The 21,588-nt window shown below is 66.9% G+C and carries 21 protein-coding genes; 18 read left to right on the top strand and 3 right to left on the bottom strand.

Annotated features, from left to right (window positions below):
- Positions 1–157 precede the first annotated feature (157 nt).
- From QTI68_RS06630 to QTI68_RS06585, 10 genes are read left to right on the top strand one after another with little or no spacing between them, the layout of a single operon-like run.
- A complete protein-coding gene (locus QTI68_RS06630; protein WP_286520479.1) occupies positions 158–1,000 on the top strand; it encodes a carbohydrate ABC transporter permease in 843 nt (280 codons plus the stop codon).
- Between the two features lie 31 nt (positions 1,001–1,031).
- Entirely contained in the window at positions 1,032–1,844 is an 813-nt protein-coding gene (locus tag QTI68_RS06625) for a carbohydrate ABC transporter permease (protein ID WP_286520478.1), read from the top strand.
- Between the two features lie 13 nt (positions 1,845–1,857).
- On the top strand, positions 1,858–2,919 hold the full coding sequence (locus QTI68_RS06620) for an ABC transporter ATP-binding protein (protein WP_286520477.1): 1,062 nt from the start codon (positions 1,858–1,860) through the stop codon (positions 2,917–2,919).
- 19 nt (positions 2,920–2,938) lie between these two features.
- On the top strand, positions 2,939–4,417 hold the full coding sequence (locus QTI68_RS06615; protein ID WP_286520476.1) for a glycoside hydrolase family 5 protein: 1,479 nt from the start codon (positions 2,939–2,941) through the stop codon (positions 4,415–4,417).
- Entirely contained in the window at positions 4,417–5,514 is a 1,098-nt protein-coding gene (locus tag QTI68_RS06610; protein WP_286520475.1) for a Gfo/Idh/MocA family protein, read from the top strand. Before QTI68_RS06615 ends, QTI68_RS06610 begins: the two co-directional genes overlap by 1 nt.
- Before the next feature lie 36 nt (positions 5,515–5,550).
- Complete coding sequence (locus QTI68_RS06605; RefSeq protein ID WP_286520474.1) at positions 5,551–6,192, top strand: ThuA domain-containing protein; 642 nt, start codon at positions 5,551–5,553, stop codon at positions 6,190–6,192.
- Between the two features lie 22 nt (positions 6,193–6,214).
- Positions 6,215–8,629, top strand: coding sequence for a glycoside hydrolase family 3 protein (locus QTI68_RS06600; protein WP_286520472.1), 2,415 nt, complete (start codon positions 6,215–6,217; stop codon positions 8,627–8,629).
- Positions 8,630–8,637: 8 nt separating this feature from the next.
- Positions 8,638–9,822, top strand: coding sequence for a fumarylacetoacetate hydrolase family protein (locus QTI68_RS06595; protein WP_286520470.1), 1,185 nt, complete (start codon positions 8,638–8,640; stop codon positions 9,820–9,822).
- A 31-nt stretch (positions 9,823–9,853) separates the two neighbouring features.
- Complete coding sequence (xylB, locus tag QTI68_RS06590; RefSeq protein ID WP_286520469.1) at positions 9,854–10,618, top strand: D-xylose 1-dehydrogenase; 765 nt, start codon at positions 9,854–9,856, stop codon at positions 10,616–10,618.
- Positions 10,615–12,399, top strand: a complete 1,785-nt coding sequence (locus QTI68_RS06585) for an IlvD/Edd family dehydratase (protein ID WP_286520468.1) — start codon at positions 10,615–10,617, stop codon at positions 12,397–12,399. The genes xylB and QTI68_RS06585 overlap by 4 nt, the downstream gene beginning before the upstream one ends.
- Here QTI68_RS06585 and QTI68_RS06580 read toward each other — a convergent pair.
- Positions 12,393–12,974: a hypothetical protein gene (locus QTI68_RS06580; RefSeq protein WP_286520467.1), complete on the bottom strand. Its 582-nt coding sequence runs from the start codon at positions 12,972–12,974 to the stop codon at positions 12,393–12,395. The genes QTI68_RS06585 and QTI68_RS06580 overlap by 7 nt on opposite strands.
- 303 nt (positions 12,975–13,277) lie before the next feature.
- Here QTI68_RS06580 and QTI68_RS06575 point away from each other — a divergent pair, with 303 nt between their 5' ends.
- From QTI68_RS06575 to QTI68_RS06550, 6 genes are all read left to right on the top strand, one after another.
- A complete protein-coding gene (locus tag QTI68_RS06575) occupies positions 13,278–13,616 on the top strand; it encodes a hypothetical protein (RefSeq protein WP_286520466.1) in 339 nt (112 codons plus the stop codon).
- Between the two features lie 63 nt (positions 13,617–13,679).
- Positions 13,680–13,994, top strand: a complete 315-nt coding sequence (locus tag QTI68_RS06570) for an ArsR/SmtB family transcription factor (RefSeq protein WP_286520465.1) — start codon at positions 13,680–13,682, stop codon at positions 13,992–13,994.
- 2 nt (positions 13,995–13,996) lie between these two features.
- Positions 13,997–14,461 carry an SRPBCC family protein gene (locus tag QTI68_RS06565; RefSeq protein WP_286520464.1) on the top strand — a complete coding sequence of 155 codons (465 nt, stop codon included), beginning with the start codon at positions 13,997–13,999 and terminating at the stop codon, positions 14,459–14,461.
- Between the two features lie 14 nt (positions 14,462–14,475).
- Positions 14,476–14,892: a GFA family protein gene (locus QTI68_RS06560; RefSeq protein ID WP_286520463.1), complete on the top strand. Its 417-nt coding sequence runs from the start codon at positions 14,476–14,478 to the stop codon at positions 14,890–14,892.
- A 49-nt stretch (positions 14,893–14,941) separates the two neighbouring features.
- The gene (locus QTI68_RS06555) at positions 14,942–15,577 is read left to right on the top strand and encodes an FABP family protein (RefSeq protein ID WP_286520462.1); all 636 of its coding nucleotides are present in this window, start codon (positions 14,942–14,944) and stop codon (positions 15,575–15,577) included.
- A gap of 91 nt (positions 15,578–15,668) precedes the next feature.
- On the top strand, positions 15,669–17,129 hold the full coding sequence (locus QTI68_RS06550; protein ID WP_286520461.1) for a flavin-containing monooxygenase: 1,461 nt from the start codon (positions 15,669–15,671) through the stop codon (positions 17,127–17,129).
- A 13-nt stretch (positions 17,130–17,142) separates the two neighbouring features.
- Here QTI68_RS06550 and QTI68_RS06545 read toward each other — a convergent pair whose 3' ends face one another.
- Complete coding sequence (locus tag QTI68_RS06545) at positions 17,143–17,406, bottom strand: hypothetical protein (RefSeq protein ID WP_286520460.1); 264 nt, start codon at positions 17,404–17,406, stop codon at positions 17,143–17,145.
- A 149-nt stretch (positions 17,407–17,555) separates the two neighbouring features.
- On the opposite strand from QTI68_RS06545, the gene QTI68_RS06540 reads away from it, so the two are divergent.
- Positions 17,556–18,875 carry a lytic murein transglycosylase gene (locus tag QTI68_RS06540; protein ID WP_286520459.1) on the top strand — a complete coding sequence of 440 codons (1,320 nt, stop codon included), beginning with the start codon at positions 17,556–17,558 and terminating at the stop codon, positions 18,873–18,875.
- A 7-nt stretch (positions 18,876–18,882) separates the two neighbouring features.
- Here the strand turns inward: QTI68_RS06540 and QTI68_RS06535 are convergent, their stop codons facing one another.
- Positions 18,883–20,340 carry a trypsin-like peptidase domain-containing protein gene (locus QTI68_RS06535; protein WP_286520458.1) on the bottom strand — a complete coding sequence of 486 codons (1,458 nt, stop codon included), beginning with the start codon at positions 20,338–20,340 and terminating at the stop codon, positions 18,883–18,885.
- A 469-nt stretch (positions 20,341–20,809) separates the two neighbouring features.
- Here QTI68_RS06535 and QTI68_RS06530 point away from each other — a divergent pair, with 469 nt between their 5' ends.
- A complete protein-coding gene (locus QTI68_RS06530) occupies positions 20,810–21,577 on the top strand; it encodes an IclR family transcriptional regulator (protein WP_286520457.1) in 768 nt (255 codons plus the stop codon).
- Positions 21,578–21,588: the final 11 nt, after the last annotated feature.

Genomic DNA, 21,588 nt, shown 5'->3' with positions numbered 1-21,588 from the left:
ATCTCGAATCAGACGCCGGCACTCGAAGCGCGCAGACAGGGAAGGGACCATCGTGACGACGATCGATCACAGTGCAGGGGCCGTGGCGCCTGCCCCGACGGGCAGGTCGCGGGCCTGGCGACGCAAGCCATCCAGGCGAGTCGGCGGAACGACGGCAGTGGTGCTGTTCTTTCTGCCGCCGGCGATCCTGCTGTTTACGTTGTTCGTTGCCTTGCCGATGGGCGCGGCCGGCTGGTACAGCTTCTTCAACTGGAACGGCTATGGCGTTCCCACGAATTTCGTCGGCTTCCGGAACTTCGTGGACCTGTTCCAGAACCCTGCGTTCCACACGGCCCTCGGCAACAACCTGCTGATCATCGTGGGGTCGCTGGCCGTGCAGCTGCCCTTGGCGCTGGCCATGGCGGTATTGCTCGCCGACCGCGTGATCGGCACGACCAGCTTCAGGCTGATCTTCTTCCTGCCCTACATCCTGGCGGAGATCGCGGCCGGCCTGATCTGGCGTTTCGTCTACGACGGCGACTACGGCCTGCTGGCCAAGATCTGGGAGTCGTTCGGAGCGACCGCACCCTACGTGCTGTCCGAACCCGAGCTCGCGATGTACGCCATCCTGATCGTCGTGATCTGGAAGTACTTCGGATTCCACATGATCCTGTACATCGCCGGATTGCAGCAGATCGATCGCAGCCTGTACGAGGCCGCCCGCATCGACGGCGCATCGCGCTGGCAGATCTTCAGCCGCATCACGGTGCCGTTGCTGGGCTCGACGATCAGGCTGTCGGTGTTCTTCGCGATCCTCGGGTCGATCCAGCTCTTCGATCTCATCATGCCGCTGACCAAGGGCGGTCCGTCCGACAGCACGCAGACCATGGTGACCTTCCTCTACAACTACGGTGTCACGCGCATGGAGATCGGCTTCGGCAGTGCCGTCGGCGTTGTCCTGTTCCTCATCTGCGTGGTCTTCGCCTTCGGCTACAAGCGGGTCCTGATGCGCCATGACTAGTCACGATTCATCCGCGCCGAAGTCCGCGTCCATGTCGCCGGTCGTCCGCTACGCGGCGCTGTTCCTCGTCGCCGGGCTGGTGCTGATCCCGCTGGTCGCCACCGTGCTGGGCGGCTTCAAGACCCTCGGCGACCTGCGCGTCAATCCCTTCGGATTCCCGGCGCAGTGGGAATGGCGAAACTACTGGGACATCCTGGGCGGCAGCCGCTACTGGCAACTGATGGGGAACTCCGCGGTGATCGCGGTGCTGACGGTCATCCTGACGGTGATGGTCTCGGCGATGGCGGCGTTCGTGTTCGTGCACATCCAGTTCTTCGGCTCGGCCTTCCTCGTCAACTACCTGCTTCTCGGATTGATGTTCCCGGCGGCGACCGCGATTCTGCCGCTCTTCATCCAGATCCGGGACCTGGGCCTGCTCGACAACTACTGGGGCGTCGTCCTGCCGCAGGTCGCCTTCGGCCTGGCGTCGAGCATCCTGCTGTTCCGCAACTACTTCAAGCAACTGCCGGCGGAGCTGTTCGAGGCGGCACTCATCGACGGCTGCGGCTACTTCAGGTTCTTCTGGCACATCGTGCTGCCCCTGTCGAGGCCCATCCTGGCGACGGTGGCGGTGATCGTCTTCGTGCACAGCTGGAATTCGTACCTGCTGCCCCTGGTGGTCTTCAACCGCGAGACGCTCTACACCTGGCCGCTCGGAATCATGGCGTACCAGGGCGAGTTCTCGACCGACTGGAACCTCGTGCTGGCATTCATCACGCTCACGATCCTTCCGGCCGTGATCATGTTCTTTGCGGCGCAAAAGCATATCGTCGCCGGCCTGACCTCCGGCTCTGTCAAAGGCTGAGAAGGATCAATCCATGTCTTCGGTGAGTATCAGAAGAGTCCAGAAGGACTATGGCCCGGTGCCCGTCATTCGCGGCGTCGATGTCGAAATCGACGACGGCGAGTTCGTGATCCTCGTCGGCCCCTCCGGCTGCGGCAAGTCGACGCTGCTGCGGATGATCGCCGGGCTGGAGGATATTTCGGGGGGCGAGATCCGCATCGGCGAGCGGGTGGTCAACGACCTCGCGCCGAAGGAGCGCGACATCGCGATGGTGTTCCAGAGCTATGCGCTCTATCCGCACATGACGGTCGAGCAGAACATGGCTTTCTCGCTCAAGATGGGCGGCGCCAAGAAGAGCGAGATCGACCCGAAGGTCGCGCGGGCGGCAAAGATCCTGAGTCTCGAACCGCTGCTGGGCCGCCTGCCGAAGGAACTCTCGGGTGGCCAGCGCCAGCGCGTCGCGATGGGCCGGGCGATCGTTCGCGACCCCAAGGTCTTCTTGTTCGACGAGCCGCTGTCCAACCTCGACGCCAAGCTCCGGGTGCAGATGCGCACCGAGATCAAGGCGCTGCACCAGCGCCTCGGAACCACCATCGTCTACGTGACCCACGACCAGGTCGAGGCCATGACGATGGCCGACAAGATCGTGGTCCTGCATGACGGCGTCGTCGAGCAGGTCGGCGCCCCGCTCGACCTCTACGACCGTCCGACCAACCTCTTCGTTGCCGGCTTCATCGGCAGCCCCGCGATGAACCTGCTCAAGGGCAAGGTCGAGCGCGAAGGCTTCGTGGTCGATGGATCGGGTGGCCTCACGCTGCCCTTTGCCAATGCACCGACCGCAACGCCGGGACTGCCGGCGGTCTATGGCATCCGGCCCGAGCACTTCGTGCTCGACGACGCGGGCTTCCCGATCACGGTGGAGGTGGTCGAGCCGACCGGCTCCGAGACGCAGGTGATGGCGCAGATCGGCGGACAGGCGATCTGCGCGGTGTTCCGCGAACGCATCACCGCCGGGCCCGGCGAAGTCATCCGGATCGCCGCACAGATCGAGCACGCGCATCTGTTCGATGCGGCGACCGAGCAACGAATCAACTGATGCAACAGGAGCAGAACAAATGGATTTTCTGAGCGTAAAGGCCAACCAGATCGTCGACGCCCGAGGCAAGAGCGTGCGCCTCCGGGGCACCTGTGTCGGCGGCTGGATGAACATGGAGGACTTCATCAACGGGTTCTCCGGCGCGGAGCACACGCTGCGCTTCGAGATGGCCGAGGTCCTGGGCAAGTCGAAGGCCGAATTCTTCTTCGAACGATTCCACGATCACTTCTTCAACGAGTCCGACATCGAGTACCTCAAGAGCCTCGGCACCACGGTGGTCAGGCTCCCGCTGAACTACCGGCACTTCGAGGACGACAACAAGCCCTTCGTCTACAAGGAAGCCGGCTTCCAGCGGCTGACGCAGGTGCTCCGGTGGTGCGAGAAGCACGGCCTCTACGCCATCCTCGACCTGCACGCCGTCCAGGGCTGGCAGAACGTGCATTGGCATTCGGACAATGCCAACAGGCACAGCCTGTTCTGGAACCACGCGCACTACCAGGACCGGTTCATCGCCTTGTGGAAGGAGATTGCCCGGCGCTACAAGGACGAGGCCGTCGTCGCGGGATTCAACCTGATGAACGAGCCCTGCGTGAACAACCAGTTCGGCGACCTGCCGTGGAACATCCACAAGAACTATCGGCCGGACTGGGACCTGATGAACACCGTCTACCGGCGGGCCGTCGACGCGGTGCGGGAGATCGATCCCCGGCACATCATCTTTCTGGAGGGCGATCGCTACTCCTACCTCTTCGATGGCCTGGAAGCCCCCTTCGCGGACAACCTCGTCTATAGCAGCCACAACTACACCATCGCGGGCTTCGGCCCGGGCCAGTACCCCGGCACGATCGATGCGGGTCAGCCCCGCAGCGACGGCCCCGAGCACTGGGACCTGGCACGGCAAGAGCTCGAGTTCACGAACCACGAAGGCACCGTGTTCACGAAGAAGCACGGCGCTCCCTTGTGGGTCGGCGAGTTCGGATCGGTCTACAACGGAGGCGACGCAGAGGTGCCCGACCGCGTGCGCGCGATGGACGACCAGATCGGCATCTTCGAGCGCCATGGCGCGCACTGGACCACCTGGACCTACAAGGATGTCGGCGTGATGGGTCTCGTGACCCTCGACCCCGAATCGGAGTACCAGCAGCGGGTCGGGGACTTCATCCGGAAGAAGGTTCAACTGGGCGCCGACGACTGGATGGTGTGGATGCCTCCGACGGCGGTCAAGCAGGAAACCGGAAAGCTGGCGCAGCAGATCTACGACGTCATCGGCGACGACAGCATCACCCAGGTCTACAACCGCAAGTGCTTCAGCTCGGCGGTGCTCTGCTTCTACACCAGCGCGTTGATGCAGCAGACCTACGCCCGCCTGTTCAAGGACTTGTCCGAATCGCAGATCGATCGGGTCCTCTCGTCGTTCTCGCTGAAGCAGTGCAAGGTGAACAACGAGCTCGCCGGCATCGTGAAGAAGTATTCCGCCTTCCCGGTGCAGGAGCACTGATGGACAAGGTCGGAATCGGCTTCATCGGCTGTGGGAACATCAGCGAGGCCTACCTGAAGGCCGTGGCGAAGTTCCCCATCCTTGACATCCGCGGCGTCGCCGACCTGAAGCCGGAGGCGGCGCAGGCGCGTGCCTCGCAGTTCGGGCTCGAGGCTGTGTCGGTCGATGCGCTGCTGCGCGATCCGGCGATCGAGATCATCGTGAACCTGACGATCCCGGCGGCGCACGTGGAGGTCGGGCTGATGGCGATCGCCGCCGGCAAGCACGTGCATTCCGAGAAGCCGTTGGGCCTCACGACGGCCCACGCAAGAACGCTGCTCGAAGCCGCCGACAAGCGTGGCCTTCGCGTCGGCTGTGCGCCCGACACCTTCCTCGGTGGCGCGCACCAGACCTGTCGCAAGCTCGTCGACGAAGGCGCCATCGGCAAACCGGTGGCGGGCACGGCAACTTTCATGTGTCCGGGCCACGAGCGCTGGCATCCGAATCCTGCCTTCTACTATGCCGAGGGCGGCGGGCCGATGCTCGACATGGGGCCGTACTACATCACGGCACTGGTCAACCTCATCGGACCCGTCGCGCGTGTTTCGGGCTCGACCTCGCGTGTGCGCAGCGAGCGGGTCATCACCAGCGAGCCGCTCAAGGGCACGAAGATCGACGTCGAAGTGGCCACCCATGTCGCCGGCACGATGGAGTTCGCGTCGGGCGCCATCGTGTCGATCGCCACCAGCTTCGACGTGCCGAAGCACCGGCATGTGCCGATCGAGCTCTACGGCACCGAGGCCAGCATGATCGTGCCCGACCCGAACTACTTCGGCGGCACGATCCAGCTCGCGCAGGCCGGGCAGGAGTGGGTCGACCAGCCCATCGGGCATGCCTACGGAGACGGCAACTACCGAAGCATCGGCGTGGCCGACATGGCGCATGCCATCCGCGCCGACCGCCCGCACCGCGCGTCCGGCGAACTGGCCCTTCATGTGCTCGAAGTGATGGAGGCGTTCGAGACCTCGTCGCGACTGGGCCGACACGTGAGCATCGAGACCCGGCCGGAGCGGCCGCAGATCTTGCCGACCGCCTTCTCGGCAGGCGGCCTCGGCTGAACCGAACCCGTCAACGAATTGAACAGAGGCAACTCAATGCGCGAAGCCATGATCGTGTGGGGCGGCTGGATGGGGCACGAGCCCGACCAGGCGGCGAAGATCGTCTCGGACATGTTGACCGAGCACGGCTTCAAGGTCCGTGTCGAAACCTCGACAAAGGCATTCGAGGACCCGGCCATCGCGGACCTGAGCCTGATCGTCCCGATCATCACGATGTCGAAGATCGAAAAGGACGAACTGGCCAACCTGACGGCTGCAGTGCGCGAAGGCGTCGGGCTGGCAGGGTTTCATGGCGGGATGTGCGATGCCTTTCGCGACGCGGTCGACTACCAGTTCATGACGGGCGGCCAGTGGGTCGCGCATCCCGGCAACGTCATCGACTTCCGCGTCAACATCGCTAAACCGGACGATCCCGTGATGCAGGGCATCGGCGACTTCGACTATCGCTCGGAGCAGTACTACATGCACGTCGACCCCTCGAACGAAGTGCTGGCGACGACGACCTTCACTGGCGAACACGCGCCGTGGATCGATGGCGTGGTGATGCCGGTGGCATGGAAGCGCCGGCACGGAAAGGGACGGGTGTTCTACAGCGCGCTCGGCCATGTCGCCAGCGAGTTCCAGGTGCCCCAGATGCGCACGCTGCTGGAGCGCGGCATGCTTTGGGCGGCACGCTGACACCCCCCGACGGCCCGCTCCCATGACTTCTTCCACGCCCCTCTACAAGGACCCCGCGCAGCCGCTGCCCGCGCGCGTGGACGACCTGCTCGGACGCATGACGCTCGAGGAAAAGATCGCCCAGATGCACGCCTTCTGGCTGATCCTGTCCGAGAGCGGCGAACACCGGGTGCGCCCCGGAGAGGCTTTCGTCGTCGCCAGCGACGCCGATTCCGTGCTGCGGCGCCTGGCCAACGGCATCGGACAGATCACCCGGCCCTTGGGCACGCGCAGCGTCGAGGCAGGCAGTGGATTGCGCGCGCTCAACAAGTTGCAGCGCTATCTGCGAAACGAGACACGCCTGGGCATTCCCGCGATTTCGCATGAAGAGTGCCTCGCCGGCATGATGACCCGCGACGGCACGCTGTTCCCGTCTCCGCTGGCCCTCGGCGCGACCTGGAATCCGGCGCTGGTCGAAGAGGTGGCCGCGAAGATCGGCTTCGAATGCCGCGAGTTGGGATGCCAGCAAGGGCTGGCGCCGGTGCTCGACGTTTCGCGCGATGTACGGTGGGGCCGAACCGAGGAGACATTCGGCGAGGACCCCTATCTCGTCGGCGTCATGGCGACGCGCTACGTTCGCGGCGTCCAGGGCCCCCGGCGGGACGTGCTCGCGACGCTGAAGCACTACGTGGGTCATTCGTTCAGCGAGGGCGCACGCAACCATGCGCCGGTGCACGTCGGCTGGCGCGAGCTGAACGACACCTTCCTGCTTCCCTTCGAGATGGCCGTGAAGCAGGCCAACGCCGGCTCTGTGATGCCGGCGTACCACGACATCGACGGCGAGCCGGCGCATTGCTCGCACCACCTGCTGACAGAAGTGTTGCGCGAGCAATGGGGCTTCGACGGCCTGGTGGTGGCCGACTACGTCGGCGTGAGCCTGCTCTACCAGCACCACGCGGTGGCGGCGGATGCGACCGAGGCCGCGGCCCTGGCCTTCAATGCGGGGCTGGATGTCGAGTTGCCCGCGGATGATTGCGCGCAGCACCTCGTCGCGGCGATCGAGCGCGGCCTGATCACGTTGGCGACCGTCGATCGCATCGTCTCCCGGGTCCTCACCGAGAAGTTCCGGCTGGGACTGTTCGAGAAGACCTTCGAGGACGCCGCAGCGGCGCCCGCGCTGCGCACGCCCGAAGTCGTCGCGACGGCCCTCGAAGCGGCGCGCCAGGCGATCGTGGTGCTGGACAACCGGGGTGGCGTGCTGCCGCTCGGTACGGCCGGCGGTCCCCGCGTCGCCGTCATCGGCCCCACGGCCGACGATCCATTGGCCATGCTCAGCGGCTACAGCTACCCCGCGCATGTCGTGCTGCACAACCAGGTCGAAGACACCCGGCACATCGTGACGCCGCTGCAGGGTCTGCAGGCGATCTACGGCGCAGACAACGTGCGCTACGCAAAAGGCTGTTCGATCATCGAGGTCCGCAGGAAGGGGACGCCGGTCTTCCCGGGCGACGTGCGCGCGGAGGGCATCAAGCCAACCTCGCCGGTTTCGCTTCGCACCGATCAGATCCCCGAAGCAGTCGATGCCGCCCGCAATGCCGACGTCGCCTTCGTCTGCGTTGGCGACCTCGCGGGCCTTTTCCAGGCGGGCACGATCGGCGAAGGCTCCGATGCCGATTCGCTCGACCTGCCCGGCGTGCAGCAGCAGCTGCTCGAAGCCGTCGTCGCTACTGGCACGCCGACCGTGGTCGTGCTGACCAGCGGGCGCCCCTACAACCTTGGCGGACTGGAAGATCGCATCGCAGCCTTCGTGATGGCCTTTGCCGGCGGCCAGCAGGGCGGCACCGCCATCGCCGAGGTCCTGTCGGGCCGCGCCGAGGCCACGGGCAGGCTGACCGTCTCGGTGCCGCACAGCGTCGGCGCCATGCCCTACTACTACAACCACAAGTTCAAGAGTGGGGGCACGCCGATTGCCCTGCACTTCGGCAGCCGGTATCCCTTCGGCCATGGCCTGAGCTACACGCGCTTCGAGTACCGCAATCTGGACGTGCCCCTTTCGGCGGTCCCCATCGAGGACGGCGAGATCGTTCTGAGCTTCGACGTCGCCAATACCGGATCCCGAAAGGGCGTGGAGATCCCGCAGCTGTACGTGCGCGATCGCCTGGCTAGCGTCGTGCGGCCCGTGCGGGAACTGAAGGCCTTCGGCCGGGTGGAACTGGGCGCGGGCGACGTGGCCCGGGTGACCTTCCGCGTCCCGGTGGACATGCTGGCCTTCACCGGCATGGCGGGCGTGCGAATCATCGAGCCGGGCATCTTCGAGCTGGGGATCGGCGCATCGAGCGCCGACATCCGGCTGCGTGCCGAAATCGATGTAGGCGGCAGCACGCGCACGCTCGAACGGAACTGGCGCATGGAAAGCAGCTGCGAGATCCATCCGCTGTCCCCGGCAACCCTCCTTTAGTTCTCCCAATGCAAACCAACCTCCATTCATCCTTTCTTCCCACCGACGCTTCCGGCGCCTTGCTCGTTGGCCGGGTCTGGCGTGCGAGCCCCGTCAACGGGCCCTGCGTCGTGGTGGTTCGAACGGGCCAGGTGGTGGACATCACTGCCTCGGCGCCCACCGTGTCCGACCTTCTCGAGCGGGATGACCTCCTGGATTTCATCCGCAGCTGCCCAGGGGAGCCCCTGGGTGAGGTCGCCGGGTGGCTCGACAAGACCATGACGGCGTCGGGAAAGCCTGGCGCCGAGAAGCTCCTGGCACCGTGCGACCTGCAAGCCATCAAGGCATGCGGCGTCACCTTCGCCGTCAGCCTGCTGGAACGCGTCATCGAGGAGCAGGCCGGCGGCGACGCCACCAAGGCCGTGCAGATCCGGCACGAGCTTCAACGCACCATCGGGTCGGACTTGTCGGCCATTCGCCCCGGTTCGCCCGAGGCGGAAGCGCTCAAGCACGAACTCATCCGCCAGGGCACATGGTCTCAATACATGGAAGTCGGGATCGGTCCCGATGCCGAAGTGTTCTCCAAGGCGCAGCCCATGTCCGCGGTCGGATTCGGCGATGACGTCGGGTTGCACCCCGGCTCGTCATGGAACAACCCCGAGCCCGAGATCGTGCTGGCGGTCAACAGCCGCGCGCAGATCGTCGGCGCCACGCTGGGCAATGACGTCAATCTCCGCGACGTCGAAGGCCGCAGTGCCCTGCTGCTGGGCAAGGCCAAGGACAACAACGGCTCCTGCGCGATCGGACCGTTCCTGCGCCTGTTCGACGATGACTTCACGCTGGACACGATCCGCGCAGCCACGGTGAGCCTGGTCATCGAAGGGCAGGACGACGGCTTCCGGCTCGAAGGATCCAGCCGCATGGCCGAGATCAGCCGCGACCCCACCGACCTGGTGCGCCAGACCTGCGGCGCGCACCACCAGTATCCGGACGGCTTCTTCCTGTTCCTCGGCACGATGTTCTCCCCTATCCAGGACCGGGGGGACGAAGGCAAAGGGTTCACCCACCGCCTCGGCGATCGCGTGACGATCTCGACGCCGTCGCTGGGGGCCCTGGTCAATCGCGTGCAGCGCTCCGATGCCATCGCACCCTGGACCTTCGGCGTCCGGGCGCTCTACCGGAACCTGTCCTCCCGCGGCATCGCCGCTTCCTGAGGCACGACCCGATCAACAAAAGGACCCATCCATGTCTGCCATCTATCCGAGCCTCGCCGGCAAGCGAGTCGTCATCACCGGCGGGGGCTCCGGCATCGGCGCGGCCATGGTCGAGGCTTTCGCTCGACAAGGTGCCCAGGTGTTCTTTCTCGACATCGCCGACGCCGATGGCCGGGCGCTTCAAGCGAAGCTCGCAGATGCTGCGCAGCCGCCTGTCTTTCACCGCTGCGATCTGACCGAGTTGCAGGGGGTCCGGGCGACCTTCGCGGCGATCGAGGCATCGGGCGGGCCCATCGACGTCCTCGTCAACAACGCGGCAAACGACGACCGGCATGAGATCGGTACGGTGACGACGGACTACTGGGACCAGCGGATCGCGGTCAACCTGAGGCACCAGTTCTTCTGCGCGCAGGCTGTTTCGGGCGGCATGCGCGCGGCCGGGGGCGGCGTGATCCTGAACCTCGGCTCCATCTCCTGGCATCTCGCGCTGCCCAGCTTGTCGATCTACATGACTGCCAAGGCCGGCATCGAGGGCCTCACGAAAGGGTTGGCACGCGACCTGGGCGGATTCAACATCCGCGTCAACTGCATCGTCCCGGGCGCGGTGCGGACGCCCCGCCAGATGAAGCTCTGGCAATCCCCTGAAAGCGAGGCGCAGGTCGTGGCGGCGCAGTGCCTGCCGCAGCGAATCGATCCTGCGCATGTCGCGGCGATGGCGCTCTTTCTGGCATCGGACGATGCCGCGCGATGCTCCGGACGCGAGTACTACGTGGACGCTGGATGGCACGGCGCATGACCGAAGGCAACCGCACCGCTCGCCGGTTCCGATCGCAGGACTGGTTCGCCAACCCCGATCACATCGACATGACGGCGCTCTATCTCGAGCGCTTCATGAACTACGGCATCACGCCCGCGGAGCTGCGCTCCGGCCGACCCATCATCGGGATCGCGCAATCCGGAAGCGACCTGAATCCGTGCAATCGCGTTCATCTCGAATTGGCCAAGCGAGTGCGCGACGGCATCCGCGACGCCGGGGGCATCCCGATGGAATTCCCGGTGCACCCGACCTTCGAGAACTGCCGGCGGCCGACGGCGGCCATCGACCGCAACCTGGCCTACATGGCGCTGGTCGAGATCCTGCACGGCTACCCGATCGACGCCGTCGTGCTGACCACGGGCTGCGACAAGTCGACGCCGTCGCAGGTCATGGCCGCGGCGACCGTGGACATTCCCACGATCGCGCTGTCCGGCGGTCCGATGCTGGACGGCTGGTTCGAAGGCGAACTCGTGGGCTCCGGGGCGGCGATCTGGAAGAGCCGGAAGCTGCTGGCGGCCGGCCAGATCGACGAAGCGAAGTTCATGGACATCGCCACGGCGTCGGCGCCTTCGGTGGGGCACTGCAACACCATGGGAACCGCGTCGACCATGAATGCGCTGGCGGAGGCGCTGGGGCTGTCATTGACCGGCTGTGCCGCGATTCCGGCGCCCTACCGCGAACGAGGGCAGATCGCCTACGAGACCGGTCGCCGCATCGTCGAACTGGCCTTCGAGGACCGGCGGCCCTCTTCGATCCTCACGCGGGATGCGTTTCTCGACGCGATCGTCGTCAACGCCGCGATCGGCGGGTCCACCAATGCGCAGCCGCACCTCATGGCCATGGCGCGCCATGCGGGCGTGGACCTGCGTCCGAGCGACTGGACCGAGTTCGGCTTCGACGTGCCGCTGCTGCTGAACATGCAGCCGGCGGGCAAGTACCTGGGCGAGGCCTTTCACCGCGCGGGCGGTGTGCCGGCCGTGATGTGGGAGCTCCAGCAGGCGGGCATGCTGCGCAGCGCGCGCCCCACTGTGACCGGCGTGACGATGCAACAGAATCTCGAAGGCCGGCAAAGCGTGAATCGGGAGGTGATCCGCGAGTTCGCACGTCCTCTCAAGAGCCAGGCCGGTTTTCTCGTTCTCAGCGGCAATCTGTTCGACTTCGCGATCATGAAGACGAGCGTGATCTCCGCCGAATTCAGGGCGCGCTACCTGAGCCATCCGGGCGCCGAGGGACAGTTCGAATGCCGGGCCATCGTCTTCGAGGACTCGGACGACTATCACGCACGAATCAACGACCCCGTGCTCGCCGTCGACGAGAACTGCATCCTCGTGATACGCGGCGCGGGGCCTGTCGGCTGGCCCGGCTCGGCCGAGGTCGTGAACATGCAGCCGCCGGATGCGCTGCTCAAGCGTGGCATCACGAGCCTTCCCACGTTGGGAGACGGCCGGCAGTCGGGGACGTCGGACAGTCCGTCGATTCTCAACGCGTCACCCGAGAGTGCCGTCGGCGGCGGGCTGGCGTACCTGCGCACGGGTGACGTCGTCCGCATCGACCTCTCCGCCGGTCAATGCAACATGCTGGTGTCCGACGAGGAGATCGCGCGCCGCAAGGACGAAGGGACGCCGTCGATCCGGCCGAGCCAGACGCCCTGGCAGGAGATCTATCGCGCGACGGTCGGACAACTCGAGTCGGGCGCCTGCATGGAGTTGGCGATCAAGTATCGCGGCGTGGCCGACACCCAGCCTCGTCACAATCATTGAGGCGGCTTGGGGCTGTCGTCGGTGGCGCCCACGTTCTTCGCGGCTTCGCCTTCGAAGCGGCCGATGATGTCGGTCACGAAGTGCTCCGAGAACCCGGCGACGAAGGACCAGACGACGAGCTTGGCGTATTCCCCGAAATCCGCGCCGTGGTGGCACAGGAGAATCCGGAAGTGCGGCGCCTCGCAGCCTTCGCGGGTCGACGGGTCGGCCGCGAAATGCGGGAACAGCGGGCTCGAGATCATTCCGGACAGGAGGATCACGTAGAGCAGCATCGCGAGCACGCCGCCGATCAGCGGCGGCAGGCAGATCTGGACCCACGAATTCGCGAGCACCCGCAGGTCCTCCACCGTCAACTCCTTCAGCCTGCGCTGGAGGCCGATGAAGCCGCCGATCGTGCCCGAGAGGATGACGGCCGCCGAGGTGGCCCAGTTCGTGCTGATCAGGACGACCACGGCGACGACCACGATGGCCGCCAGCCCCATGACCGCAAAGAAGAGCCGTCGCGATACGACGACGATCAGCGCACCGGTCTCGGAGAGGGGGGTGGCCGTCGGGGTGGGTACTTCGGCAGGCATGGCATCTCTCTCCTTGCGTGGCGACCGCGGAACCAATATAGCGCGAGGGAGGTGCCACCGGAGTCTGGCAATTTTTACGTAGACAGTCGTTGGTGCGCTGCCTAGACTTCCTTTCGATCTCTGCCAATGAACACTCTCATCATGTCCCCGCATCTGTCGATCCCGAGTCTTCGCACCTTCGTTGCCTTCGAGCAGCGCGGTCGAATCAAGCGGGGCGGATAGCCCTCCTTCAGTTCGACAGGCGCCCTCCCTCAAAGGCAACGAGTTCAGCTCGTTGCCTTTTTTCATTTCCGGACCTGGATCATGTTCAAACTCGATTCCTTGAAATGGTGGTTGGACCCCGTCTTCGCAGCAGTGGTGTGCGGCACCTGTCTGGCCGGCTGCGACCTCGCGCCCAGCGTCTTGTTCGTGGCCGATGGAAGTCCGGTCCGCCTGCTGCAATTGACCGACGCCCACGACGGCTGCCCGGCACCGAGCCGGGTCTGCTTCCTGGCCACCTGGGACGGCGAGACGACCCGTGGCTGCTGGGTGCGGGAAGCGGGCAGTGTCCGGGTCTCCCTGCCTCATGAAGAGCAGAGCGTGCCGGTGGCCAGCTTCCGGCCGACCGCGTACGCCGAGTTCCGCCGCGTGTCGTTGGACTAGGCGAGCGGGCTTGACATGCAGGTATTTACCTGCATATCATCGCCCCACGCACTCACACGACGAATGGACGCTGACAAGGTTTTCAAGGCACTGGGCGACCCGACTCGCAGAAAGCTGCTCGACCTGCTGTACGAGAGGAACGGGCAGACGCTGGGCGAGCTCTGCGAGCACCTCGACATGGCGCGGCAATCCGCCGCGCAGCACATCGGGCTTCTCGAGGAGGCCAATCTGGTCAGTACCGTGCGGCGGGGCCGGGAGAAGCTGCATTTCATCAACCCGGTGCCGCTGCACGAGGTCTACGAGCGGTGGGTGCGGAAATTCGAACGCCAGCGGCTCAGCCTGCTGCAAGACCTGAAGAAGGAACTCGAAGGAGACTGACCATGCGCAAAGAGAAGACCAGCTTCGTCTACGTGACCTACATCCGTTCGACGCCCGAAAAGGTGTTCGAGGCCATCACCCAGCCGGAGATCACGCGGCGCTACTGGGGCCACGAGAACGTGTCCGACTGGAAGCCCGGTTCGACCTGGGAGCACGTGCGCGCCAACGAGCAGCGCACGGTCAACGTGCTGGGCAAGGTGGTCGAGGTCGCGCCGCCGACGCGGCTGGTCATCACCTGGGCGAGCCCCGCGCAAGCAGACGATCCGGCCAGCTACAGCCGCGTGCGCTTCGACGTCGAGGCGTACCAGGACATGGTGCGGCTGACCGTCACCCACGACGAACTCGAAGCCGGCAGCGGGATGGCCAAGGGCATCCAGCAGGGCTGGCCGATCGTTCTTTCCAGCCTCAAGTCGCTGTTGGAGACGGGGCAGGGCATCGATGTCTTCGCCAAGCCGCTGGCGGCCTGAACCGGGAGTCGACCATGACCCAGCCCTACACCGGCGGCTGCGCGTGCGGCGCGATCCGCTACGCCACCGCGCACGCGCCGATCTTCCAGAACCACTGCCAATGCCGCGACTGCCAGCGGCGCAGCGGCACCGGGCACGGCTCCTACCTGACCTTTCCGGCGCGGGCCGAGATGTCGATCACCGGCGAGGCGACGCTGTGGGAGGTCGCGGGCGACAGCGGCAACATGAAGCTCCACGCGTTCTGCCCGGTCTGCGGCACGCCGGTCTACCTGCGCTTCGCCGCCATGCCGGACCTGATCGCGGTCCCCGCGGCCAGCCTGGACGAACCGTCCCGCTTCGCGCCGCAGGTGCTCACCTATGGCGTGCGCGGGCTGGCGTGGGATGCCATCGACCCTGCACTCCAGGCTTTCGAGCGGATGCCGACAAGCTAGCCGGGCTGCCTTGCTACATTTGGCGGGCTCCACTCTTCCAACAGCCCCCATGTCCGAATTCCCATCCGATATCTACACCGAGCCTTCCGACCTGGACGGCCACACGCTTGCCAACCTCGGGCCCTTGCGCCGGATGGCGGGGCTGTGGCGCGGCGAGAAGGGCGTCGACGTCAAGCCCAAGGCCCAGGGCCCGAAGACCCAGGTCTATGTCGAGCACTACGAACTGCAGCCGATCGACCCCCAGACCAACGGCCCGCAGGTGCTCTACGGACTGCGCTACCACACCTACATCCACAAGCCCGGCCTGACCAAGATGTACCACGACCAGGTCGGCTACTGGCTGTGGGAGCCCGCCACCAGCACCGTGATGCTCACGCTGGCGATTCCGCGCGGGCAGATCGCCATGGCCAGCGGCAAGGTGGCCGCCGACGCGGACCGCTTCGAACTCGTGGCCACGCACGGCAGCCTGGTGAACGGCATCGTGTCGAATCCGTTCATCGAGCATGCCTTCACCACGCTCGAGTGGCGCATCGAGGTCGCCTTCCATCCCGACGGCACCTGGTCGTACGACCAGGACACCGTGATGCAGATCCAGGGGCTGTCCGAACCCTTCCACCACACGGACCGCAACACGCTCACGAAGACCGGCGAGCCTTCGCCGAATCCCCTGGCCGTGCAGGCGTGAAGACCGCGGCGGGCGACCCCGGGTAAGCGAGGCTGCCCCGGGCCGTGCGTCGACGCAAAATCGTCGGCTCAAGCCACAAGGACGCCATGACATGACCGACGAGTTCGTCGACGTGCTGGTGGTCGGCGCCGGCATCTCGGGCATCGGCGCCGGCTGCCACCTGCAGAAGCTCTGCCCGGAGCGCAGCTTCGCCATCGTCGAGGCCCGCCCTTCGCTGGGCGGCACCTGGGACCTGTTCCGCTACCCCGGCGTGCGTTCGGATTCCGACATGCACACGCTGGGCTATTCGTTCCGTCCCTGGACCGACCCCAAGGCCATCGCCGATGGGCCGACGATCCTGAACTACCTGCGCGAGACGGCGCGCGAACACGGGCTCGAGCCGAAGATCCGCTTCGGCCAGCGGGTCGTGCGGGCCGACTGGTCCTCGCCGGATGCGCAATGGACGGTCGAGCTCCGCCGCGCCGACGGTACCGGCAGCGCGCGCATCCGCTGCGGCTTCCTGTTCATGTGCAGCGGCTACTACGACTACGCGGCCGGCCACCAGCCCGACTTCCCGGGGCGCGAGCGCTTCGGCGGGCGGCTGGTGCATCCGCAGCACTGGCCCGCCGACCTCGACTGCGCGGGCAAGAAGATCGTCGTCATCGGCAGCGGCGCCACCGCCGTGACGCTGGTGCCGGCGCTGGCCGACAAGGCGGCGCACGTGACGATGCTGCAGCGCTCGCCGACCTGGATGGTGGCCCGTCCGTCGGTCGATCCGGTCGGCATGCGGTTGCGGCGGCGCTTGCCGCTGCGGCTGGCGCTGCAACTCACGCGCTGGAAAAACGTGCTGCTGGGCATGTACGTGTTCCGCCTCAGCCGACGCAACCCGCAGCGCATGCGCCAGCTGCTGCTGGGCGGCGTCCGCCATGCGCTCGGCCCGGAGGCCGACATCGCGACCCATTTCACGCCGCGCTACAACCCCTGGGAACAGCGCCTGTGCCTGGTGCCGGACGGCGATTTCTTCCGGGCCATCAACGCCGGTCGGGCCTCGGTCGTGACCGACCACATCGCGTCGTTGACCGAAACCGGGATCGCGCTGCGCTCGGGCGCCACGCTCGACGCCGACGTCATCGTCAGCGCCACCGGCCTCCAGCTCGCCATGCTCGGCCACGCGGCGCTGCACGTCGACGGCGAGCGGGTGGAGCCTTCGCGCACGGTCAACTACAAGGGCCTGATGTACAGCGGTGTGCCGAACATGGCCAATACCTTCGGCTACACCAATGCCTCGTGGACGCTCAAGGCCGACCTGACCGCGCAGTATGTGTGCCGGCTGCTCAACCACATGCGCAAGACCGGCGCGCGCATCTGCCGGCCCCCGGCCGACCCGGACACGGAACTGCAGCCGTGGGTGGATTTTTCATCGGGCTACTTCGAGCGGGCCGCCGACCAGCTGCCCAAGCAAGGCTCGGCCAAGCCCTGGAAGCTCAACCAGAACTACCTGAGCGACCTGGTCGCCATGCGCTTCGGCGCGGTCGACGACGGGGTGCTGCAGTTCACGTACGGGTCGCGCTGAGCGCAACGACGCTTCAGGCGTTCGAGCGCTCGGCCGCGCGGCGCAGCTGGTCCAGCCGCGCCGCCTCCTCGGCGTCGCGCAGGCTCTTCGCCGCCCTGGCCGCCGCGTACTGCACGTACAGCACCTCGATGGCTTCGGTCCAGCGCTGCAGGCGCGCCTTGTGCTCGGCTTCGGCGTCGTGGTCTTTCGGATGCGTGTCCGGATGCCGCTCGGGGAACGCGGGAACGGTCACGCCTGCCCTGCGAAGGATGGCTTCTTTTTGGTCGATGGTCAGCATGTCTGTCTCCAGCAAACATTGTTCCAACCCCCGCGCGTCATAACTGGCGATAACGGCTATTTCACGGGGTCGTTGTTCGACTCAGATGGGGGCGCGCGGGCGAATCCGCAAGGCCGTGACAGGCGCCGGCGCAGGTGAAAATGACCCGGATGGATCGACACCCTCTCCCCCTGCCGCGCCTTCGAAGCCTTGCCGCCATGGCGCTGGCCGCTGCCGTCCTGGCGGGTTGCGCCTCCGCGCCGCCGACCGCCGCGCCAGCGCCCGCCCAGCCGGCACCGGCCGCCCGTCCCCCTGCGCCGGTTCCCTCGGCCCAGCCATCGGGCACCGGCGCGGACGAGCTGGCGCTCCAGCAGGGCTTCGCGCGCTGGGTCGCGGATTTCCGCAGCAGCGCGCGCGCCGCCGGCATCGGCGATGCGACCTTGCAGGCCGCCTTCGGCGACGTGCAGTACCTGCCGCGCGTCGTCGAGCTGGACCGCGCCCAGCCCGAGTTCACGCGCACGGTCTGGGACTACCTCGACAACACCGTGACGGCCCAGCGCGTCGCGCTCGGCAAGGACAAGCTGATGCAGGTCCGCGTCGAAGCCGACGCGGCGGCGGCGCGCTACGGCGTCCCGTCCGCGGTCGTCGTCGCGATCTGGGGCATGGAGAGCAATTTCGGCGGCAACTACGGCAGCACGCCGACCATCGATGCCCTGGCGACCCTGGGCTTCGAGGGCCGCCGCGAGGACTGGGCCCGCCGCGAACTGCTGGCGGCGCTGAAGATCCTCGAGCGCGGCGACATCGACCGCGAGCACATGATCGGCTCCTGGGCCGGCGCCATGGGGCAGACGCAATTCCTGCCGTCGAACTTCCTGGCCTACGCGGTGGACGCCGACGGCGACGGCCGGCGCGACATCTGGGGCAGCATGGCCGACGTCACGGCCTCGACCGCCAACTTCCTGGCCCGTTCGGGCTGGCAGGCGGGCCAGCCGTGGGGCGTCGAGGTCCAGCTCCCGCCCGGCTTCGACTTCGGCCGCGCCGACAGCAGCGTGCGCCAGTCCAGCGCCCAGTGGGCTGCCGAGGGCGTGCGCAGCATCGACGGCCGGCCGTTGCCGGCGTTCGCCGACGGCATGGTCCTGCTGCCCGCGGGTGCGCGCGGGCCGGCCTTCCTGGTGGGGCCGAATTTCCGCGCCATCCTGCGCTACAACAACTCGACCAGCTACGCGCTGGCGGTCGGCCTGCTGTCGCAGCGCCTGACCGACGGGCCCGGCGTGCAGGCGCCCTGGCCGCGCGACCTGGCGGCGCTGTCGCGCAGCCAGCTGCTCGAACTCCAGACCGCGCTGAACCAGCGCGGCTTCGCCAGCGGCACGCCCGACGGCATGATGGGGCCGGCCACCCGCGAAGGCATTCGCCAGTACCAGCGCAGCATCGGCCAGCCCGCCGACGGCTACCCCAGCGCGGCCTTGCTGGAACGTCTGCGGACGCCTTAGCGGGTCCTCACGGCGCATTGAGCACCGGCACGTAGGCCAGCCGGCGGTCGCGCAGCACCAGCAGCGCGACCATCCGGCCCGGCGTGGTGGCGGCCAGCTTGATCCTGAAGTCCTCGACCCGGTCGAGCCGGGTGTCGTTGACGGCGACGATGATGTCGCCCGCGCGGATGCCCTCGCTGCGCGCCAGCCCGGTGGCCTCGCGCACCAACAGGCCACCGTCGCTGCCCAGCTGGAGCCGCTGCGCCGCCGACAACTCGCCCAGGCTCAGGCCGAGGCCATCATTCCAGTCGGGCGGGGATCCGGCCGGCGCGGCGAACCGCGGTCCGGCATCCTCGGACAGCGTCACCGAGACCGTCCGTTTCGCGCCGTGCCGCCAGAGTTCGACCCGGACGCGACGGCCCGGCGGGGCGTCGGAGATCTGTTGCAGCAGTTCGGTGAAGTGCGAGATCGTGCGGCCATCGAAGGCGGTGAGGACATCGCCGCGAACCAGCCCGGCGGCCCGGGCGGGCCCCTCGGCATCGACCTGCACCACCAGCGCGCCGATCGACTCCTTCAGCCCGAAGGACTGGGCCAGCGCTGGTGTCATCTCCTGCAACTCGGCGCCCAGGTGCGCGCGCCGCACCCGACCGGTGTCCTTCAACTGCGTCGCTATCTTCATCGCCAGGTTGATCGGCACTGCGAACGAGAGGCCCATGTAGCCGCCGCTGCCGCTGTAGATCATCGAGTTGATCCCGACCACTTCGCCGCGGCCGTTGAACAGCGGGCTGCCCGAGCTGCCCGGGTTGATCGCGACGTCGGTCTGGATGAAGGGCACTTCCCCGGCGCCGCCGATGTAGCGGTCGACCGCGCTCACCACGCCCGCCGTGACGCTGCCATGGAATCCGAACGGCGCCCCGATGGCTGCGACCCAGTCGCCCGGTGCCAGCCGCGACGAGTCGCCGATGGCCGCGGTCGCGAGACCCTTGGCATCGATCTTCAGCAGGCCGACGTCGGTCCGCCTGTCGGTGCCGACCACCCGCGCCTGGAAGCGGCGGCCATCGTCCAGCCGGACCTGCGCCTCGTCGATGGCGGCCAGGACATGCGCGCTGGTGAGGATCAGGCCGTCGCTGGTGAGGATCACGCCCGAGGCGAGGTCGCGGATCTGGCTGATGCGCACGGTGGCCGGCAATGGCCGGGCCAGCCGGTCGGCGAAATCGTTCTCGGGCGCGAACTCCAGCTCGGCCCCCTCGGGCCGTGCGTCGCGGCCGATCCGCAAGGTGCTCACGTCGACCACGCTGGCGCTGCGGCTGGCGACCAGCGAGGAGAAGGCGGGCGCGGCCGGTGCGGCGATGTCGGAGGCCGGCGCTGGCGGCGGTGCAGCCGGGCGCTCGGGTGCCGACGCACAGGCGCCGATCAAGCCGATGACGCCGACCGCGACGGCGGTACGAAGCCGCCGGCCGACCGGTCGCGCCAGAACCTCGCGCATCGCTGCCTCCGCATCGTGGAAGAAACCAAATGTAGGCGCATCGCGCCGACATGGCTTTGCGCCGGATCAAGGCCCTGTCGGCAACGTCAGTCGATGGCCCGGCGGCGGGTGGCTTTTCGGCACCCTCCGAGCACGCCCTGCAAGGAACTAGGGTTTACCCTATAATCGACTCAACGCACTCATCCTGGAGTCCCGAATGTTGAACGTATTGATCTGCCTGGTGGCCGTCGCTGCCGTCGTTGTTTCCGGTTATGTGACCTCGAAGAAACTCGACGAAATCTGCTGACCTGAAGATCCCTGGTTGTCTCCTCCATCGTCCCTTCGATGGATTGGCCCCCGCGCAGCAATGCGCGGGGGCTTTTTTACGTCTCGTGTCTTTGGAACGGCGTCCGGACCACCGCGCCGTGCGTGTCACACTCGGGTGCACGGCCTCCTCGGGGAGGCTGTCTTGATTGCCTGGTGATTTCCTATGCCTGACCCGACCCCTGCCTCACGACCCCTCGACAGCGCCGAATCAAGCGGCGTCGCGGTCCTCGACAGGGCCTTCTCGCTGCTTGCCGCCTTTGGCCCGACGGATGGGCGACTGACGTTGACGGAGCTGTCCAGACGCACGGGCTTGTACAAGAGCACGGTGCTGCGACTGCTGGCCGCACTCGAGCACGGAGGCTTCATCCGGAAACTGTCCGACGGGCAGTACGCCATCGGGCCCCAGCCGCTGCGCCTGGCCTCGATCTACCAAGGCTCGTTTCAGGTCGGCCACGTCATCGAGCCCATCCTCGAACGGCTGAGCGCCGCCACCGGGGAGACCGCTTCCTTCTACGTGAGGCACGGCGACAAGCGCATTGCGCTGTTCCGCGTCGAACCGTCCAGAGCCGTTCGCGCATCGGTGCAAGTGGGTCAGGAATACGCCATCGCGCAAGGCGCGTCAGGCAAGGTCCTGCTCGCGTTTTCGTCGCCGGCGATGCCCGAGTACGAGGCCATTCGAGAACAGTTCTGGGCGGTCTCCCACGGAGAGCGCGACCCGGAGACCGCTTCGGCTTCGGCGCCGGTCTTCGGTGCGACCGGAGAGCTGCAGGGGGCCCTGGCCATCTCGGGGCCAAGGGAGCGGCTTGCCCGGCCCGATGCCCTGCACGCGGCCTGTCGCCAACTGCTCGAGGCCGCCCGCGAGGCGACCAAGGCACTGGGCGGAAGCACCACCCGCCATGCGCTGACGCTTGAACGCCTGGGTCAGTCGTGAACTATTTCACG

Source organism: Variovorax sp. J31P207, assembly GCF_030316965.1.
In the GTDB taxonomy this organism is placed as follows: domain Bacteria; phylum Pseudomonadota; class Gammaproteobacteria; order Burkholderiales; family Burkholderiaceae_C; genus Variovorax; species Variovorax ginsengisoli_B.
The sequence above is the reverse complement of the archived record's forward strand: the minus strand, read 5'-3'. Positions and strand labels throughout refer to the sequence as shown.

Bases quoted from the DNA above. Each gene is read 5' to 3' on its own strand.
- QTI68_RS06625 (WP_286520478.1), top strand. From the start codon at position 1,032: ATGTCGCCGGTCGTCCGCTACGCGGCGCTGTTCCTCGTCGCCGGGCTG.
- QTI68_RS06620 (WP_286520477.1), top strand. From the start codon at position 1,858: ATGTCTTCGGTGAGTATCAGAAGAGTCCAGAAGGACTATGGCCCGGTG.
- QTI68_RS06615 (WP_286520476.1), top strand. From the start codon at position 2,939: ATGGATTTTCTGAGCGTAAAGGCCAACCAGATCGTCGACGCCCGAGGC.
- QTI68_RS06610 (WP_286520475.1), top strand. From the start codon at position 4,417: ATGGACAAGGTCGGAATCGGCTTCATCGGCTGTGGGAACATCAGCGAG.
- QTI68_RS06605 (WP_286520474.1), top strand. From the start codon at position 5,551: ATGCGCGAAGCCATGATCGTGTGGGGCGGCTGGATGGGGCACGAGCCC.
- QTI68_RS06600 (WP_286520472.1), top strand. From the start codon at position 6,215: ATGACTTCTTCCACGCCCCTCTACAAGGACCCCGCGCAGCCGCTGCCC.
- QTI68_RS06595 (WP_286520470.1), top strand. From the start codon at position 8,638: ATGCAAACCAACCTCCATTCATCCTTTCTTCCCACCGACGCTTCCGGC.
- xylB (WP_286520469.1), top strand. From the start codon at position 9,854: ATGTCTGCCATCTATCCGAGCCTCGCCGGCAAGCGAGTCGTCATCACC.
- QTI68_RS06585 (WP_286520468.1), top strand. From the start codon at position 10,615: ATGACCGAAGGCAACCGCACCGCTCGCCGGTTCCGATCGCAGGACTGG.
- QTI68_RS06580 (WP_286520467.1), bottom strand. From the start codon at position 12,974: ATGCCTGCCGAAGTACCCACCCCGACGGCCACCCCCCTCTCCGAGACC.
- QTI68_RS06575 (WP_286520466.1), top strand. From the start codon at position 13,278: ATGTTCAAACTCGATTCCTTGAAATGGTGGTTGGACCCCGTCTTCGCA.
- QTI68_RS06570 (WP_286520465.1), top strand. From the start codon at position 13,680: ATGGACGCTGACAAGGTTTTCAAGGCACTGGGCGACCCGACTCGCAGA.
- QTI68_RS06565 (WP_286520464.1), top strand. From the start codon at position 13,997: ATGCGCAAAGAGAAGACCAGCTTCGTCTACGTGACCTACATCCGTTCG.
- QTI68_RS06560 (WP_286520463.1), top strand. From the start codon at position 14,476: ATGACCCAGCCCTACACCGGCGGCTGCGCGTGCGGCGCGATCCGCTAC.
- QTI68_RS06555 (WP_286520462.1), top strand. From the start codon at position 14,942: ATGTCCGAATTCCCATCCGATATCTACACCGAGCCTTCCGACCTGGAC.
- QTI68_RS06550 (WP_286520461.1), top strand. From the start codon at position 15,669: ATGACCGACGAGTTCGTCGACGTGCTGGTGGTCGGCGCCGGCATCTCG.
- QTI68_RS06545 (WP_286520460.1), bottom strand. From the start codon at position 17,406: ATGCTGACCATCGACCAAAAAGAAGCCATCCTTCGCAGGGCAGGCGTG.
- QTI68_RS06540 (WP_286520459.1), top strand. From the start codon at position 17,556: ATGGATCGACACCCTCTCCCCCTGCCGCGCCTTCGAAGCCTTGCCGCC.
- QTI68_RS06535 (WP_286520458.1), bottom strand. From the start codon at position 20,340: ATGCGCGAGGTTCTGGCGCGACCGGTCGGCCGGCGGCTTCGTACCGCC.
- QTI68_RS06530 (WP_286520457.1), top strand. From the start codon at position 20,810: ATGCCTGACCCGACCCCTGCCTCACGACCCCTCGACAGCGCCGAATCA.